This window comes from Paraburkholderia sp. MM6662-R1, from assembly GCF_050436245.1.
GTDB classification, from domain to species: Bacteria; Pseudomonadota; Gammaproteobacteria; order Burkholderiales; family Burkholderiaceae; genus Paraburkholderia; species Paraburkholderia tuberum.
This window is the reverse complement of sequence record NZ_JBNDLV010000003.1, coordinates 135,233-150,281: the sequence shown is the minus strand read 5'-3', so window position 1 is coordinate 150,281 and position 15,049 is coordinate 135,233. Positions and strand designations below refer to the sequence as shown.

14 protein-coding genes and 1 pseudogene are annotated in these 15,049 nt (G+C 62.3%); 8 read left to right on the top strand and 7 right to left on the bottom strand.

All coding sequences use genetic code 11. From position 1 onward, the window contains the following. The first annotated feature begins 576 nt into the window (after window positions 1–576). The gene (locus OKW39_RS23280) at window positions 577–1,761 is read left to right on the top strand and encodes a glycosyl hydrolase (RefSeq protein WP_429360397.1); all 1,185 of its coding nucleotides are present in this window, start codon (window positions 577–579) and stop codon (window positions 1,759–1,761) included. Here the strand turns inward: OKW39_RS23280 and OKW39_RS23275 are convergent. The 3 genes from OKW39_RS23275 to OKW39_RS23265 form a co-directional block, all read right to left on the bottom strand. Then, on the bottom strand, window positions 1,740–2,240 hold the full coding sequence (locus OKW39_RS23275; RefSeq protein ID WP_429563801.1) for a hypothetical protein: 501 nt from the start codon (window positions 2,238–2,240) through the stop codon (window positions 1,740–1,742). The two genes, OKW39_RS23280 and OKW39_RS23275, sit on opposite strands and share 22 nt — an antisense overlap. Window positions 2,241–2,384: 144 nt before the next feature. Further along, window positions 2,385–3,170 carry a COG4705 family protein gene (locus OKW39_RS23270; protein WP_429402293.1) on the bottom strand — a complete coding sequence of 262 codons (786 nt, stop codon included), beginning with the start codon at window positions 3,168–3,170 and terminating at the stop codon, window positions 2,385–2,387. 139 nt (window positions 3,171–3,309) lie between these two features. Further along, entirely contained in the window at window positions 3,310–4,182 is an 873-nt protein-coding gene (locus OKW39_RS23265) for an endonuclease/exonuclease/phosphatase family protein (RefSeq protein WP_429563800.1), read from the bottom strand. 135 nt (window positions 4,183–4,317) lie between these two features. Between OKW39_RS23265 and OKW39_RS23260 the strand changes: the two are divergent. Next, window positions 4,318–4,662, top strand: a pseudogene (locus OKW39_RS23260) (phosphatase PAP2 family protein); the annotation flags it as partial. Window positions 4,663–4,724: 62 nt separating this feature from the next. Here the strand turns inward: OKW39_RS23260 and OKW39_RS23255 are convergent. Beyond that, window positions 4,725–5,624 carry an SDR family oxidoreductase gene (locus OKW39_RS23255; protein ID WP_429563799.1) on the bottom strand — a complete coding sequence of 300 codons (900 nt, stop codon included), beginning with the start codon at window positions 5,622–5,624 and terminating at the stop codon, window positions 4,725–4,727. 104 nt (window positions 5,625–5,728) lie between these two features. Between OKW39_RS23255 and OKW39_RS23250 the strand changes: the two genes are divergently transcribed. Continuing rightward, the gene (locus OKW39_RS23250; protein WP_429332499.1) at window positions 5,729–6,586 is read left to right on the top strand and encodes a helix-turn-helix transcriptional regulator; all 858 of its coding nucleotides are present in this window, start codon (window positions 5,729–5,731) and stop codon (window positions 6,584–6,586) included. A gap of 425 nt (window positions 6,587–7,011) precedes the next feature. Then, window positions 7,012–8,025, top strand: a complete 1,014-nt coding sequence (locus tag OKW39_RS23245; protein ID WP_429360385.1) for a Gfo/Idh/MocA family protein — start codon at window positions 7,012–7,014, stop codon at window positions 8,023–8,025. Window positions 8,026–8,122: 97 nt separating this feature from the next. Here OKW39_RS23245 and OKW39_RS23240 read toward each other — a convergent pair whose 3' ends face one another. From OKW39_RS23240 to OKW39_RS23230, 3 genes are all read right to left on the bottom strand, one after another. Further along, window positions 8,123–8,470: a hypothetical protein gene (locus OKW39_RS23240; RefSeq protein WP_090811698.1), complete on the bottom strand. Its 348-nt coding sequence runs from the start codon at window positions 8,468–8,470 to the stop codon at window positions 8,123–8,125. Between the two features lie 133 nt (window positions 8,471–8,603). After that, window positions 8,604–8,861: a hypothetical protein gene (locus OKW39_RS23235; RefSeq protein WP_187614321.1), complete on the bottom strand. Its 258-nt coding sequence runs from the start codon at window positions 8,859–8,861 to the stop codon at window positions 8,604–8,606. A 257-nt stretch (window positions 8,862–9,118) separates the two neighbouring features. After that, complete coding sequence (locus OKW39_RS23230; RefSeq protein ID WP_429563798.1) at window positions 9,119–9,823, bottom strand: GntR family transcriptional regulator; 705 nt, start codon at window positions 9,821–9,823, stop codon at window positions 9,119–9,121. Between the two features lie 205 nt (window positions 9,824–10,028). On the opposite strand from OKW39_RS23230, the gene OKW39_RS23225 reads away from it, so the two are divergent. The 4 genes from OKW39_RS23225 to OKW39_RS23210 all read left to right on the top strand — a co-directional run bounded on the left by OKW39_RS23225 (window position 10,029) and on the right by OKW39_RS23210 (window position 15,008). Then, window positions 10,029–11,303 carry a glucarate dehydratase family protein gene (locus OKW39_RS23225; RefSeq protein ID WP_429563797.1) on the top strand — a complete coding sequence of 425 codons (1,275 nt, stop codon included), beginning with the start codon at window positions 10,029–10,031 and terminating at the stop codon, window positions 11,301–11,303. 71 nt (window positions 11,304–11,374) lie between these two features. Further along, window positions 11,375–12,703, top strand: a complete 1,329-nt coding sequence (locus tag OKW39_RS23220; RefSeq protein ID WP_429563796.1) for an MFS transporter — start codon at window positions 11,375–11,377, stop codon at window positions 12,701–12,703. A 52-nt stretch (window positions 12,704–12,755) separates the two neighbouring features. Beyond that, complete coding sequence (locus OKW39_RS23215) at window positions 12,756–14,045, top strand: MFS transporter (RefSeq protein ID WP_429360380.1); 1,290 nt, start codon at window positions 12,756–12,758, stop codon at window positions 14,043–14,045. 228 nt (window positions 14,046–14,273) lie between these two features. Then, window positions 14,274–15,008: an ABC transporter substrate-binding protein gene (locus OKW39_RS23210; protein WP_429360379.1), complete on the top strand. Its 735-nt coding sequence runs from the start codon at window positions 14,274–14,276 to the stop codon at window positions 15,006–15,008. The last annotated feature ends 41 nt before the right edge of the window (window positions 15,009–15,049 follow it).

Genomic DNA, 15,049 nt, shown 5'->3' with positions numbered 1-15,049 from the left:
AGACAGATGTCCTTTTCCAGCAGACTCTCTCCAAGACTGAAACCGTCATTTCGTCGGCTTCCCCAGATCGCAAAAACTGCTTCGGCGCTTGCATTCATCGCAGGCGTACTAAGCCTTGCAGGTTGTGGCGGTGAAACAGGCGATGATGGCAGCACCGCGTCCGTGACCGCCAACTCCCTCCCTGCCGACACAGTCGCGAACGCGGCTACAGATCCGTACAGCAACGGCGTAGTGCCCCCCGACAATGGCTCTCCGCCGGTTCAGGCGAACGGTCAGCCTTATAACCGCGCCCTGGTGCAACGGGCGGGACAAGGCGATTGAACCGTTTCGCGACGATCGATACGAAACCCGCCTATCCCGTGCAAGAGCATTTTCAATCGTGATGTCAGCGACCGTTGACTCACGCGTTTGACGTGTTTGCGTTACGTATGCCATCGCTTCAGGAACTGATGGTCATCGGCAAACGTAATTCCAACGTTCTCGGCCCATCCCCGGTCAGTAGCAATTTATAGCTAAGCCATGAAACTCAGACTCTACTCACTATTCGCCGTTTTAGCCCTGTTGTGCGGGCAATCGATGCCAGCGTTCTCCCAGACGACTTCGACCGCCGCCACCGCCCAGCAACTCGCGGCGCTGCAGCCGCCGCCCACCGGAAGCGGAAACGACCGTTTTGCAATGGACGTGAACTGCAATCTCTGGAGTGCAGATCAGACGGCGCTGAACGAATGCTCAAAGGACCTGGATCTGATTGCCGGATTGGGCGTGGGTACGGTTCGCCTCGGCGTTTCGTGGGACTTCATGACGCTGGCCGACGGCAGCACGCTGGATCCCAACAAAGTGGCCTTTCTGAAGTCGCTTCTGAACGCCGCACGCACGCGCGGCATGAAGATTCTTTTCCAGGTGGGCATGTACGCGCCGTCTAGCGCATACCAATGCCCGGCCACCAAGAATCCGCCGAGCGCATCGTCACCGCGACTCGACTTCTGCGACGCGACGTTCACGAAGTATCTCGGCTCGCTCATGGACGTCGTTCTGCCCTTTACGGCTGACATCGAACTGTTCAATGAGACCAACTGGTCGTTCTCCGCTTCGGACCCGTCTTACGGCGATCCGAACGGTATCTCCGGATACATTCTGAATCGCAGCAAGACGCTCTATTCGGAAGCCAAGCAGATCCTGAACACGAAAAGCCAGTCGGGCTACAAAACGGTTCTGCACACTCAGGGCATCTCGTACTTCTACAACTCGGCGTACCCGAATAACGGCTGGAAACCGCCCGCGGGCAGCGAGCTGATCCAGGCGACCGACTACATCAAGGCAATGGGTAACAACACGAAGAGTGCTTCCAGCCCGTTGAACACCACGATCGATGTCGTCGACGTTCACCCCTACTTCGGCAGCGCCGAATACGACATGATGGTGCAGGCATTCATGACCACGGTGTCGAACCTCGTTAGCAGTGGCGCCAAGCCGATCTGGCTGACCGAGACCAACAATGGCACCAACGGTACGGACGCCGGACAAACGGCCGCATTCAACCAGTTGAAGGTTCTGATGAACAACGGTTCAGTGGCAAAGGCGTTCTGGTATGTCGTGCGCAACGGCGATCCGAGCAATGGCGAAGGCGACGGCTATTCGATCTACGACTACAACCGTAACCTGATTCGTCCGCAGCTGGCAGCCGCGATTCAGGCCTACACGGCGACCATTCCGCGTTCGCAACGCTTCCTGTCCGGCTCTTACCTGACTGCGATCAAGTAAGCCTGCCTGCTGTAACCCATGAATGAACGGAGCGCGACTATCGCGCTCCTTCGTTTTTCCGGTTTGGCCGGGTTGACAGGACCGCATCCAGTTTGAGCGCGCAGCGAAATTCCCGAGGCCGAGCTTCGCGAGAATGAACTGGCACCGTGCCAATGCGTTGCGTCAAACTCGTCGCTGCCGTAGTCGAAGGAGCAGACACGGCAAACAACGCGGCGCCACCCGAGAGTCGAGAAACGCCCGGTCCTGATACGCCGTGCGTCCGGACGCGCACGCCAGCCGTGCATATTCGCCCGACAGCGGACGAGTCCGCTCAGCGGCGTGTCTTTCTGCTTTTCTTCGGCTTCGGTGAGCTGAGTGCGGCGCTCCAGAATGCGGAGGTCGCGCGTTTGGCTGCCGCTGTCGTTCTTACCCGCGCTGAGTTGGCGACGGTATTGGCGCCGCTTAACCACATGCTCAGGAACGGGTTCTTCTTCGTCCACGGATTCTTCATGTCGGCCTCGATTGAACGGACGTCGAGCGGGCGCGCTACCGATAGGTCAACGCGCTCGTTCTGCGCGTCGGTGTCGCGGCGAAAGCGGGCACGCAATGGCTATTCCCGAACATTCGTAGCCTCTTCGCGCCATCTACCGCATCGCTCGCCCAGCAGGACGTTGCGGTAAGAAAATCACGCAGAGCGCCATGAACGAAACCAGAATCACCGACGCATAGAGTCGGCTGATCTCAAGCCCACCTTGAGAAATGGGTTTGTCGAGCAGGTCCCCCAAGGTCGCGCCTAGCGGACGCGTCAGGATGAACGCCGCCCAGAATATAGCGGTCCGTGACAGCCGCGACCAGTAATAAAGCGCACCGACGATCAGCAGCCCCCCACCGAAGATCAAAGCGCCGTACTCATAGCCAAGCCCCAGACCGCCTTCGTCCGATCCCGCCACCCAATCGCCCAAGGCCGTACCCAGTGTCTGCGAAAAGAGGATCGTCACCCAATAGAACCACTCGGCTTTGGGCGTGGTTACGCTCTGCACCGCCACCGTACCTTCCGATTTGTACCAGACGCCCAGGCTCGCAAGCAGAAGCGCGAAGACGATGACTACACCGCCCGGATAGCCGACTCCCACCGAACGATCGAAGAAGTCGGCCAGCGTGGTACCGAGCGTGGTCGTTGCGACGATGGTCGCCCAATAGAGCGAGGCATTGAACCGCTCTGCCCTGATCTGCCCTGCGACCAGCCCAATAAAAATAACCGCAAAAATCGCGGTGCCGATCAGATAACCCAATTTGAGCGACATGGTCACCCAATCGCCGCCCGTTTCGCCAAGCGTCGTGGCGGCGATTTTGATGATCCAGAAGCCCAGCGTGATCTGCGGGACTTTACTGAGTGCATGCGCGCGAGTTTGCGACGGGTTGCTATTCATGTGACGTGCTCACTATTCTCATGGCTTGAACATAGGCTCAACCATCGCAGAGCAACGCTTAACAGCACCTTAAGCATCCCACCGAATCACGCGGTCAGATTTTCCTGCGCCAATAACGGGGCGGTAACTGCGAGTCCCTTCAACGCAGTTCCAGCCACATCGGCTGATGATCGGACGAGCGGCTGTGCTGATCGACATCGCACGATGCAATGCGTGCGCTCAGGTCCTCCGTGACGAAAACGAAATCGCACGCGAATGCTCCGTGGGGCCATTGCTCGTGATCGTATAGGCCGACCGTCGCGGCACGCGGCTCGCCGGGGTGCGCGCGGGCCCACGCATCGACGAACGCCGGAGCGTCGGTGATCGGTTCGAGCATTCGGCAAAAGGCGGTGTCTTCGAATGCGCTGTTGAAGTCTCCGCACAAAATCGCGCTGACCGGGCGCGCCGTATCGGCAAACGGACTGTCCGGCTTCTCGCCACGCGCGGGAGCGCGCGCGTGAGCGCACGCCTCCTGATGCAACTCGCGCAGTCTCGCCACTTGTGCAAGCCGCTGTTTCTCCGAATAGAACTCGAGGTGCGTGGTGATGACACGAAGCGGACCGACGTCGGCTTCGAGCACCGCTTCGAGCGCGACGCGCAGCATCGACGGCTTGGCGGGGTCCGCGGGCCACGGCAGAGAATGGCGCAGCACCTGACGAACCGGCAAACGGGTCACGATGGCATTGCCGAACTGCCGCCGATGACGGCTCGCGCCCAACGAGGGCAGATCGGAGCCGATCGCATCGAGCACGGTCATCTCCGGCAGCAGAGCGGCAAGTTCGGCGAACTGATCGGACGATGGCGCGCCTTTCAGTCCGCCGGCCGCCGGTTCTTCGTCGAAGCCGCGCGTGACTTCCTGCAGACACAGGACGTCGAAGTCGCACAACGCGCGTGCTTCCCGCACGATCCGTCCGAGGTCGACGCGGCCGTCGACGCCGCATCCCCACTGAATGTTCCAGTCGACCAGTTTCATGACGGCCTCCTTGAAAGATCCGACTACAGTGTATCGCCGCATCCCCCTCATCCGCGACCGGCTCAATTTCTTTAGAAAACAACGAATAGCTTCGATTTATCCATCGAAACATATCTGTCCAACATACACCTCGGTGAGTTCGCGATGCTATGGATGGCGGTCGCCACCGGCATCTTCCTCATGTCGCGGCGCGTCGGCGTGCTGGTGCTTCTCTATACTGCGCTGTTCATTTGCCTTCCGCGCGCCTATCCCGGCTTTCACTATCCGACCGATTTGCTGGTGGGCGCCGTGGTGGGAATCGTGATTACATTGGTGATGACGCGGGATACGATCCGCGTACGCTACGCGACGCCGGTGCTGCGATGGACCGAACGCCACCCGGCGCCCGCAGCGACGCTGGCCTTTATTCTGTGCCTCCAGCTCGTCACGCAGTTCGACGAATTGCGCAAGCTGGCGAGTGGCGTAATGAAACACCTATGACGGCGGCGATGGTTGCTCCAGGTTTGTTCTCGTGCGACGGCGGCTGACAGCGACAGCGAAAGCTACGTGGACACCTTAACGTAGCGCGCTTCGTTCAGATCCGCGAGAAGCGTCGGACCTGTCGGTCGCCAGCCCAAACGCGCCTGCGTCTGCGCGCTCGATGCCGGCATATCGAGCGCGGCGAACATCGCCATCCATCCGAAGTACGCCTGCGCCTCCTCGCGCGCGATCGAGACGACCGGCAACTTCAGGCCGCGTCCGAGCGCCTCGGCGATCTCGCGGGCGCTAACGCCTTCTTCGCCGACCGCGTGATAGCGCGCACCGCGTTCGCCCCTCTCGATCGCGAGCCGGTACAGCCGCACGACATCCGACAGATGCCCCGCCGGCCAGCGGTTGCGTCCCTCCTCCACATAGGCGCACACGCCTTTGTCCCGCGCGATCTGGATGAGCGGCGTGATGAGGCCTTGCCGGTACGGGTTATGCACTTGCGGCAAGCGCATCACCGACACGTTGACGCCCGCCTCCAGCTGCACGTTGCCGGCCAGCTCCGAGCCGATGCGCGGGTTCGGGTGACTGGTGTTGAACACGTCTTCGGTGGCCGGCTGCCCGTGATCGCGGCTGCCGACGCCCGTGCCCGACGTGATCAGAAGCGGCCGATCCGAGCCGGCCAGCGCCGAGCCCAGTGCAGCGATAGCACGCTTGTCCTTCTCGCAGTTCTCCACGAAGTGCGAGAAATCGTGGTCGAAAGCAAGGTGAACGACGGCGTCCGCCTTCGCGGCGCCGCTGCGCAGGCTGTCGGTGTCTTCGAGCGTGCCGCGATGGACCTGCGCACCGGCTGCGCTGAGCGCCTGCGCGCCCTGATCGGACCGGGTCATGCCGATGACCTGATGCCCGGCTTGGATAAGTTCGGGCACCAAAGCCGAGCCGATAAACCCGGTTGCGCCCGTCAGAAAGATTCGCATGGTCAAGTCTCCAGAATAGCCACCGACGCACTATGCGATCATTCACTATGCTATTGAAGTAGTGAGCTTATCCCGGTAAAGCGACTAACAGGTTAATCATCCCAGTGAACACTGCCCAAACCCTCGGGGACTTTCTGCGTAGTCGCCGCACGCGGCTCGATCCGGCCAGCTTCGGCTTCTCGGGCCGCAGGCGCACGCCCGGATTGCGCCGGGAAGAAGTGGCGCAGCGCGCGAATATCAGCTCGACCTGGTACACGTGGCTCGAGCAGGGCCGCGGCGGCGCGCCATCCGCCGCGGTGCTTGAGCGCATCTGCGCGGCGCTGATGCTGACGAATACCGAGCGCGAACATCTTTTCATGCTGGGCCTCGGACGCCCCCCGGAAGTGCGCTACCGGTCCACCGACGCAGTGGACCCGCGCTTACAGCGCGTGCTCGATTCACTCGATGCCAGCCCGTCGATCATCAAGACCGCGACGTGGGACGTCGTCGCGTGGAATCGCGCCGCAGCCGTCGTGCTGACCGACTACAGCGCGCTGCCGCCGGGCCAGCGCAACATCCTGCGTTTCCTGTTCGGCGATCCGGCCGTCCGGGCAAAACAGCACGACTGGGAGAGTGTCGCGCGCTTCGTCGTGGGGACGTTCCGAGCGGACGTTGCCCGCGCGGGGCTCGCTTCCGAGGTGGGCGATCTGGTCGACGATCTGTGTCGCGCGAGCCCGGACTTCGAACGCATGTGGCGCGAAAACCAGGTATTCGGCCACAGCGAAGGACAGCACGTTAAGCGCCTGCTGCATCCTGCGTTCGGGACCATCGAAATGGAGTATTCGCTGTTCGCCGTCGATGGTCGGCCAGACCTGAGCATGCTCGTGTACACGCCGCTCGACGCGCGAATCGCCACGCGCATCCGCAGTACCGTTTCATCGATCGATGAGAGTGCCAGCGCCGCGCCTTTGACCGCTGCGTGATCGGCTTTGACGCTCCACCGCGAGCGCGGCCGCCGGATCGCACTCAGGCGACTCCGCAATTGCTCGTGGAAACCAATGAGGTTGAAGCACCTTGGGGACGACTACCGAACTGCATCGTTCGGCCGGTTAATGGGCCGCACGGCATCGGACAAGCTTCGCGTAAGAATCACGACGACCGCCTCGCTGGCGGCAAGCAAGTTGGCGCGATCATTTATTGCCTCTCGGCAGGCACCTTCATGGATGCGAATGGCGACGGCGTCGGCGACTTCCAGGGCCTGCAGTGTTCGCCGCGTATCGCGGGTCGACACGGTTAAACTGATACGATCGCGTGCTTCTGGTCGTTCGCGGACTCACGCGACTTGTCGACTCACGCGAATGTTCAGCCTGCTCGATTCATCGGATACGCAATCGAATAAAGGGATGTCATGGCAAAGGATGAAATAGTCTGGGGAATTTTGGGCGCCGCAAAGATCAACGACAAGGTGGTCGTGCCCATGCACAACGCGCCGAAGTGTCGGGTGAAAGGCATCGCGTCACGCTCTCGGGAGAAGGCGCGGGAAGCCGCGGCCAGGTATGGTCTGGCTGTCGCATACGATAGTTACGAGGCGCTCCTCGCGGACCCGGAAATCGACGCGGTCTATATTCCATTACCCAATCATCTCCACGTGGAATGGACGATCAAATCGGTCGAGGCGGGCAAGCACGTCCTGTGTGAGAAGCCGATCAGCCTGGACGCTCAACAGGTTGAACGGCTGATCGCCGCGCGCGACAAGAACGGCCGATACATCCAGGAAGCGTTCATGGTTCGCACGCATCCGCAATGGTTGAAGGTGCGGACCTTGATCGACGAAGGCGCGATCGGCGAATTGCGGGCAGTGACCGGCGGTTTCACCTATCACAACACGAACGAAGACAATATCCGCAACAAGAGCGAGCTAGGTGGCGGCGGTCTGCTCGATATTGGTTGTTATCCGATCACGACGTCGCGCTTCACTATCGGGCGTGAGCCACGGCGCGTAGTTGCGCTGGTGGAGCAGGATCCCACCTTCAAAGTGGACCGGCTCGGCTCCGTGCTGATGGACTTCGATGGCGTGCAGGCGAGTTTCTTTTACTCGACTCAGACCTATCCGTACCAGCGGATGCAATTTCACGGTACCAAGGGGCGAATCGAAGTCGAAATTCCATTCAATGCACCAAACGATCGACCGACGCGCCTGCTAATCAGTGAGCACAATAGCGACGGTGTCGCGACTGATCGCTGGCTGGAGCTTACGGTGTGCGATCAATATGGCGTAGCCGCCGCCACGTTCGCGGAGGCGATCCTGAGTGGGAGCCCGCAGGCTATTCCGCTAGAAGATGCGCGCGCGAATATGCGGGTGATCGATGCCGTGTTCCGCTCGGCTCAATCGGGCGCGTGGGAGAGCATCGCCCAAGGTTGACGTGCAACGCTGGCGCGAGCCGCGCTGTTCAACGCGCGGCAAGTGCCCAGTTGTCCGCATTCGCAAAGCCATAGACTATGGCGAGCGAAAGTGGTCCCTACCTGGCCGGCGCGGTGACATCGCAGTCGCCGCCGTGGGCACCGCTGCCGGTGTTTTTCAGCGTAAGCACGAGTCTGCTACCTCTGTTTGCCGTCATGATCTGACCATAGCTAACCGTGGGAATGAACTGGATATCCGGTGCCACCGCCACCGGGGGATTTCTCGCTCCGTCGACGGTCAGGTCGAGTTCCACGGTGATAGAGTCGATTGCAGCGCCCAGATCCTGCTTCCGGCTGGCCTGATCTTTGCGGAAATTGCACAGCCCCTGGAGAACCTGCTCGAGGGCAGTCGGGATATCGACCGGCTTGCCCGGTGCGATCGGAGGCGTGTTACAGCCGACGATCATGAACGGCAAGGTGCAAAGCGCTACGTATCGGCAGGCTCGCATCAGCTTCCCCGCTTGATCTGGTGGACGTGGTGTTTGCCATCCCCTGCTGTCGCTGGTTCAGTGCCCAGCTGGCGCACGCGAACGCAAACGCTCAATACTTGATATTCCTGGCCGCCTCACGGCCGTTCTGCTTGGTTTGCCGCTTGTCCTGCCGGCACTGCGAATTGCTCTTCTGGTCCGTGGCCCGGCACTCCTGCTTCGTGTGGCGGGAACCCTGGCGTGTCTCCTGGCGAACGTCACGTCCGGCGCGACGCTGCTGAGCCTGTTCGGTTGCCCAGGCGCTTCCCGCGCAAGCCATCACGGACACAGCCATGACCGCGACCGAGAACTCCCGGCTCCATGAAAACATGGCGACCTCCCTGACAGGTTGAATATGAGTATTCCGGCTTTGTACGAGGGTGCCACGCGTGGCAGTCGCGTCAATCGGACCAAGGTCCTAGGGCTGTCGCGTCGTGCGCGATCCACCAGCCGCCGCGCTTCCGGTTCGATGAACATGAAAACGAGGATGCTGCGATCCGCTCAACGAAGCGGTACCCCACGCGGCGGCGAACGGCGGTCCATTCAGAATGACCGTGAACCAGCCGTAGCCAGCGAATCAGCGAACGCTCACTCGTCCGCCAAAAAATTCGGATGACTTGTGCGGATCTGATCGATCTGACTCAGCGTCCCCGACAGATGCTTGCGTAGCGCTGCCTGCGCCGCCTCGACATCGCCTTTGCCGATCGCATCGACGATCTCGGTGTGATCGCGCACGACCGCTATCGTCTTGCCCTCCACCGGCAGATTCAGGCGCCGCAGCCGGTCGATATGGCCGCTCAACCTACGCACCAGATCCCATAGCTGCGGCACGCCGGCCGCCTCGTACATCTGCCGATGAAACGCCTGATCGAGCAGCGAGAACTGCTCGTAGTTCTTCAGGTCGAGCACTTCCGTTTGCCGCGCGATCGTCAGGCGCAGTTCAGCGATCAGCGTGGCGTCGTGCTGCTCCGCGAGCGTGCGCACCACTTCGAGTTCAATCGAGCGGCGCAGGAAATGCGCCTGCAGCGCGGACGTCACGTTGATCTGACTGACGACCGTCGCGTGCTGCGGATAGATGTCGACGAGACCTTCCTCGCCGAGCTTCATCAGCGCGTCGCGCACGGGCGTCTGGCTGAGCCCGTAGCGGTTCGCCAGCTCGGTGCGCGACAGCACCGTACCCGGCGTGAGTTCGAGGGAAAGGATCATTTCGCGCAGTCGTTCGAATACTTGCGGCGCGGCGTGGCGGGAGCGGTCGAGCCGGGTTACCGTCGACGAATGAGCGTGGTTTTTCATGGCAGAAACTGAAGCATGGAAGCAGGCGTGACCCGGCATGGCGGTCCGCTGAGGCACTAGTACTATAGCCGACGCGCGCCCCTTCCAGCGGGCTTGCGAGCGGAATTCCGCGAGAAGTGCAGATGGGTATTTACCCCAGTAACGCACTAATACATTAGTGCTTTACCATCCGTCCCATCAAACTCTTCTTATGCCGAATGCCATCATGACTCGCGACATCACCATCACGCAGGTGCGCATCACCCCGATCGCCTTCCGCGACGGCCCGCTGCTCAACGCCGCCGGAATCCACGAACCTTGGGCGCTGCGCGCCATCGTCGAGCTGGAGACGAGCGACGGCCGCGTCGGCATCTCCGAGACTTATGGCGACGAACCGATGCTGCGCGTGCTCGAACAGGCGAAGTCGCTGGTGACCGGCCTGTCGCCGTTCGACCTCAATCGCATGGAAGAGCGCGTGCGAGCGTCGATCAAGGCGAGCCCGGGCGCGGTCGAATTCGAACTCGCGCCCGGCTCGCACTCGGCGAAGAACGCGCCGAAAGTCATCAGCACGCTCGAAGTCGCGATGCTCGATCTGCAAGGGCAGATCGTCGGCGCGCCGGTCGTCGACCTGCTCGGCGGCAAGGTGCGCGACGCCGTGCCCTACAGCGCCTATCTGTTCTTCAAATACGCCGAGCACGTCGACAAGCCCTATGCGCCCGATGCCTGGGGCGAAGGCCTGAGCCCCGAGCAGATCGTCGCGCAGGCGCGTCGAATGATCGAGCTGTATGGCTTCCAGAGCATCAAGCTGAAGGGCGGCGTGTTCGAACCGGCACACGAAATCGCGTGCATGCGCGCGCTGCATCAGGCGTTCCCCGGCGTGCCGCTGCGCCTCGACCCGAACGCCAACTGGACGCTCGAAACGAGCATCGCGGCGGCACCGGAACTCGACGAGCTGCTCGAGTACTACGAAGACCCGTGCCCGGGTCTCGAAGGAATGGCCGAACTGGCGAAGCACACGCGCCTGCCGCTCGCGACCAACATGGTCATCACGACGATGGAAGATTTCCGGCGCGGCGCCGAGATGGGTTCGGTCAAGGTCCTGCTGTCGGATCACCACTACTGGGGCGGCCTGCGCGCGACGCAGACGCTCGCGCGCATGTGCAAGCTGTGGGATCTCGGCATGTCGATGCACTCGAACTCGCACCTCGGCATCAGCCTGATGGCGATGACGCACGTCGCGGCAAGCATCCCCAACCTGACCTATGCGTGCGACACGCATTACCCGTGGCAGGAGGAAGAAGTCATCAAGGGCGGCCGCGTGACGTTCGACGACGGCTCGGTGCGCGTGCCCACCACGCCGGGCCTCGGCGTCGAGCTCGACCGCGAGCGGCTCGCCGAACTGCATGCGCAGTATCTGTCGTGCGGCGTGCGCAATCGCGATGACCTCTCGCAGATGCGCAAGTACGAGCCGGGCTTCACCGGCAAGAATCCGCGCTTTTAACTCCCGCTTCCAATCCGCGCCTACGAGCCCTGCGACGCGCAACGCGCGTCGCCATCGAAGGAGACAACCCCATGAGTAGCCCGATTGCCGACACGGCGCGGCCCGAGCGCGCCGGCGCGCTGGCGAGCGCGGTGCGCAAGATCAAATGGCGCGTGCTGCCGCTGTTCGTCGTGATGTTCATCGTCAACTACATCGATCGCGTGAACATCGGCTTCGTGCGCCAGCATCTGAGCGCCGATCTGGGCATCGGGGCGGCGGCCTATGGGCTCGGCGCGGGGCTCTTCTTCATCAGCTACGCGATCTTCGAAGTGCCGTCGAACATCCTGCTGCAGCGCTACGGCGCGAAGCTGTGGCTCGCGCGCATCATGCTCACGTGGGGGCTGGCCGCGGCCGGCATGGCGTTCGTGCGCGGCGAGACGTCGTTCTACGCGATGCGGCTCCTGCTCGGCGCGGCCGAAGCGGGCTTCTTTCCCGGCGTCATCTACTACTTCACGCAATGGCTGCCGAGCAACGAGCGCGGCAAGGCGATGGCGATCTTCCTGAGCGGCTCGGCGCTCGCGTCGGTGCTGTCCGGGCCGATCTCCGGCGGGCTGATGCTGATCGAAGGCGCGGGGCTGCGCGGCTGGCAGTGGATGTTCATCATCGAAGGCATGTTCTCGGTCGTGCTCGCGGGCTTCATTCTGCTGTGGCTCGACTCGAAGCCGCGCGACGCCGCCTGGCTCACCCGCGCCGAGCAGGAGGCCTTGCTCGATGCGGTCGACGAAGAGCAACGCCAGCGCGCCGCCGCGCACCCGGTCAAGCCATCGATAGGCGCGCTGCTGCGCGATCCGCAAATCCTGATCTTTTGCCTGATCTACTTCGCGGTATCGCTGACCATCTACGGCGCGACCTTCTGGCTGCCCAGCATCATCCGCAAGATGGACCATTTCAACGATTTCCAGGTCGGCCTGTACAACTCGATTCCGTGGCTGATCTCGATCGCGGCGATGTATCTGTTCGCGATGCTCGCGGCGCGCTTCAAGTTCCAGCAGGCGTGGGTCGCGTGCGTGCTGCTGATCGCCGCGCTCGGCATGTATACGGCCGGCCAGGGCGGCCCGGCATTTTCGTTCGTCGCGATCTGCTTTGCGGCGATCGGCTTCAAGGCCGCCTCGTCACTGTTCTGGGTGATCCCGCAGGGCTATCTCGACGCGCGGATTTCCGCCGCGGTGCTGGCGCTGATCAACTCGATCGGCAACCTCGGCGGCTTTGTCGCGCCAGCGGCCTTCGGCCTCCTCGAACAGAAGACCGGCTCGATCGAGGGCGGCCTCATCGGACTCGCGGTGATGTCGGTGGTGGCCGCCGGGGTCGTGTTCTTCTCCCGCATGAGCCCGCGCGAAGGAGTGCCAGCCTCCGCGCATTGACTGCATCGAACAACCGTATAGACACCATTTGCAGAAACCTTAAGGAGACACGATGAAAACGATAGAAGCCACGACGGCCGCCGCACGCACGGCCGTCGGACGATACCGATGGACCATCTGCGCGATGATCTTCGCCGCGACGACGATCAACTACATGGATCGTCAGATGCTCGGGCTGCTCGCGCCGCTGCTGCAAAAGGATATCGGCTGGAGCCAGGTGCAGTACGCGCAGACCGTGATGGTGTTTACGGTCGCCTATGCGGTGGGTCTCGCGATCTTCGGCCGCATCGCGGATCGCGTCAGCACGAAGAAGGTCTACGGCAGCGCGATGGCGCTGTGGAGTCTCGCGGCGATGCTCCACGCGGTGGCATCGACCGTGCCGGGCTTCGCGGCCGTGCGCGGTCTGCTCGGCTTCAGCGAGGCGGCCAATTTTCCGGTTGCGATCCGCACTACCGCCACGTGGTTTCCGAAGAAGGAACGCGCGCTAGCGACGGGCTTCTGGAACATGGGCGCGACGATCGGCGGCATCGTGGCGCCGGCCTTCGTGCCGATCGCTGCCGTGACGTGGGGCTGGCGCGCGACGTTCATCGCGGGCGGCGCGACCGGTTTCATCTGGCTGGCGGTGTGGATGCTCGTTTATCGGCAGCCTTCGGAGCATCCGTCGGTGTCGAAGGAAGAACTCGACTACATCAATGCGGATCGCGAGGAAGTCGTCGAGCAGAAAGTCGGCTGGTTGTCGGTGCTCAAGTACCGCGAAACGTGGGCGTTCGTCTTCGGCAAGCTGCTGACCGATCCGGTGTGGTGGTTCTATCTGTTCTGGCTGCCCAAGTGGCTCAATGAGTCGCGCCATATCGACATCGGCAACATGGGCCTGCCGCTGATCGCTATCTATACGATGTCATCGGTCGGCAGCGTGGCGGGTGGCTGGCTGTCGTCGCGTTTGATGGCCCGCACCAACAGGCCGAATTTCGCGCGCAAGCTCACGATGCTCATTTGTGCATTGTGCGTGGTGCCGATCGCAACGTTGTCGTATTTCCAGAGCCTGTGGTGGGCGGTCTTCGCCGTTGGTCTCGCGGCAGCGGCGCACCAGGGCTGGTCGGCGAACCTCGTCACGACCGTCGGCGACGTGTTTCCGAAGCGGCTGGTCGGCACGGTGGTCGGTATCGGCGGCGTGGCGGGGATGGTCGGTTCGTTCTTCTTTTCCGGCGTGATCGGCGAGACCTTGCAGCGCACCGGGCAGTATTGGGCGCTCTTTACGGTCGGCGCGTCGGCGTATCTGGTTGCGCTGGGCATCATTCATCTGTTGATGCCGCGGATGACGACGGTCAAGTTGCGCGATTGAGGTAACGCTGGCGGGTGAAAGGGCGAGGGGACGTGGCACGGATAACTGGCGTCCCCCGCCCTTGCAATGATGCTTCCTGCTGAACTTTTGGAGCGCGAGCGCAACGAAGAAGTGTCAGAAGCAACGGGCGAGCATCTGTTGCATACTCTCAACGCGCTATCCCGCATCAGCGAAATCCTTGGACCCTGAGACTTCGCTCGCCCCAACGCCATCGCCACGAGAGCCGTTATGACCATCGATCCCTCCGTCGTCGCCGCATTCACGCCCACGGGCAAGCTGCGCGCGTCGATCAATCTCGGCAATCCAATCCTCGCCAATCGTCACGCCGACTCCGGCGAGCCGTTCGGCGTATCGATCGATCTCGCGCGCGCGTTCGCCGCGAAACTGGGCGTCGAACTGGAGCTGGTCGTCTTCGATACGGCCGGCAAATCGGTGCAGGCCGTCGGCGAGGAGCGCGCGGATTTCGGCTTCTTCGCGATCGATCCGTTGCGCGGCGAGACGATCGCGTTCACAGCGCCGTATGTGTTGATCGAAGGCTTCTACCTGGTGCGCGACGACTCGCCGGTACACTCGAATCAGGATGTGGATCAGGCGCACAACCGGGTCGTCGTCGGCAAAGGCAGTGCATACGATCTGTTTCTGACGCGCGAGCTGAAATCCGCGCAAATCGTGCGCGCGCCGAGCTCGCCGAGCGTCGTGCCGACGTTTATCGAGCAGCATCTGGAAGTGGCGGCAGGCGTGAAGCAGCAACTCGAGGCCGATGCGAAGCAAACTCCCGGTCTGCGGTTGCTAGACGAGCGCTTCATGGTGATCCGGCAGGCGATGGGTGTGCCGAAGAGCCGCGGCGAAGCGGCGGCTCACGCGCTGTGTTCGTTTGTCGAAGAGATGAAGGCCTCGGGCTTGGTGGCGCAATCGCTCGCGCGGCACAAGATCGCGGGAGCGTCGGTTGCGCCTGCGGCGTAGCGGGCCGCACGAACCCGACACCGCGTAGCTTTCGAAGCTGC

Bases quoted from the DNA above. Each gene is read 5' to 3' on its own strand.
- OKW39_RS23280 (WP_429360397.1), top strand. From the start codon at position 577: ATGCCAGCGTTCTCCCAGACGACTTCGACCGCCGCCACCGCCCAGCAA.
- OKW39_RS23270 (WP_429402293.1), bottom strand. From the start codon at position 3,170: ATGAATAGCAACCCGTCGCAAACTCGCGCGCATGCACTCAGTAAAGTC.
- OKW39_RS23265 (WP_429563800.1), bottom strand. From the start codon at position 4,182: ATGAAACTGGTCGACTGGAACATTCAGTGGGGATGCGGCGTCGACGGC.
- OKW39_RS23255 (WP_429563799.1), bottom strand. From the start codon at position 5,624: ATGCGAATCTTTCTGACGGGCGCAACCGGGTTTATCGGCTCGGCTTTG.
- OKW39_RS23245 (WP_429360385.1), top strand. From the start codon at position 7,012: ATGGCAAAGGATGAAATAGTCTGGGGAATTTTGGGCGCCGCAAAGATC.
- OKW39_RS23240 (WP_090811698.1), bottom strand. From the start codon at position 8,470: ATGATCGTCGGCTGTAACACGCCTCCGATCGCACCGGGCAAGCCGGTC.
- OKW39_RS23235 (WP_187614321.1), bottom strand. From the start codon at position 8,861: ATGTTTTCATGGAGCCGGGAGTTCTCGGTCGCGGTCATGGCTGTGTCC.
- OKW39_RS23230 (WP_429563798.1), bottom strand. From the start codon at position 9,823: ATGAAAAACCACGCTCATTCGTCGACGGTAACCCGGCTCGACCGCTCC.
- OKW39_RS23225 (WP_429563797.1), top strand. From the start codon at position 10,029: ATGACTCGCGACATCACCATCACGCAGGTGCGCATCACCCCGATCGCC.
- OKW39_RS23220 (WP_429563796.1), top strand. From the start codon at position 11,375: ATGAGTAGCCCGATTGCCGACACGGCGCGGCCCGAGCGCGCCGGCGCG.
- OKW39_RS23215 (WP_429360380.1), top strand. From the start codon at position 12,756: ATGAAAACGATAGAAGCCACGACGGCCGCCGCACGCACGGCCGTCGGA.
- OKW39_RS23210 (WP_429360379.1), top strand. From the start codon at position 14,274: ATGACCATCGATCCCTCCGTCGTCGCCGCATTCACGCCCACGGGCAAG.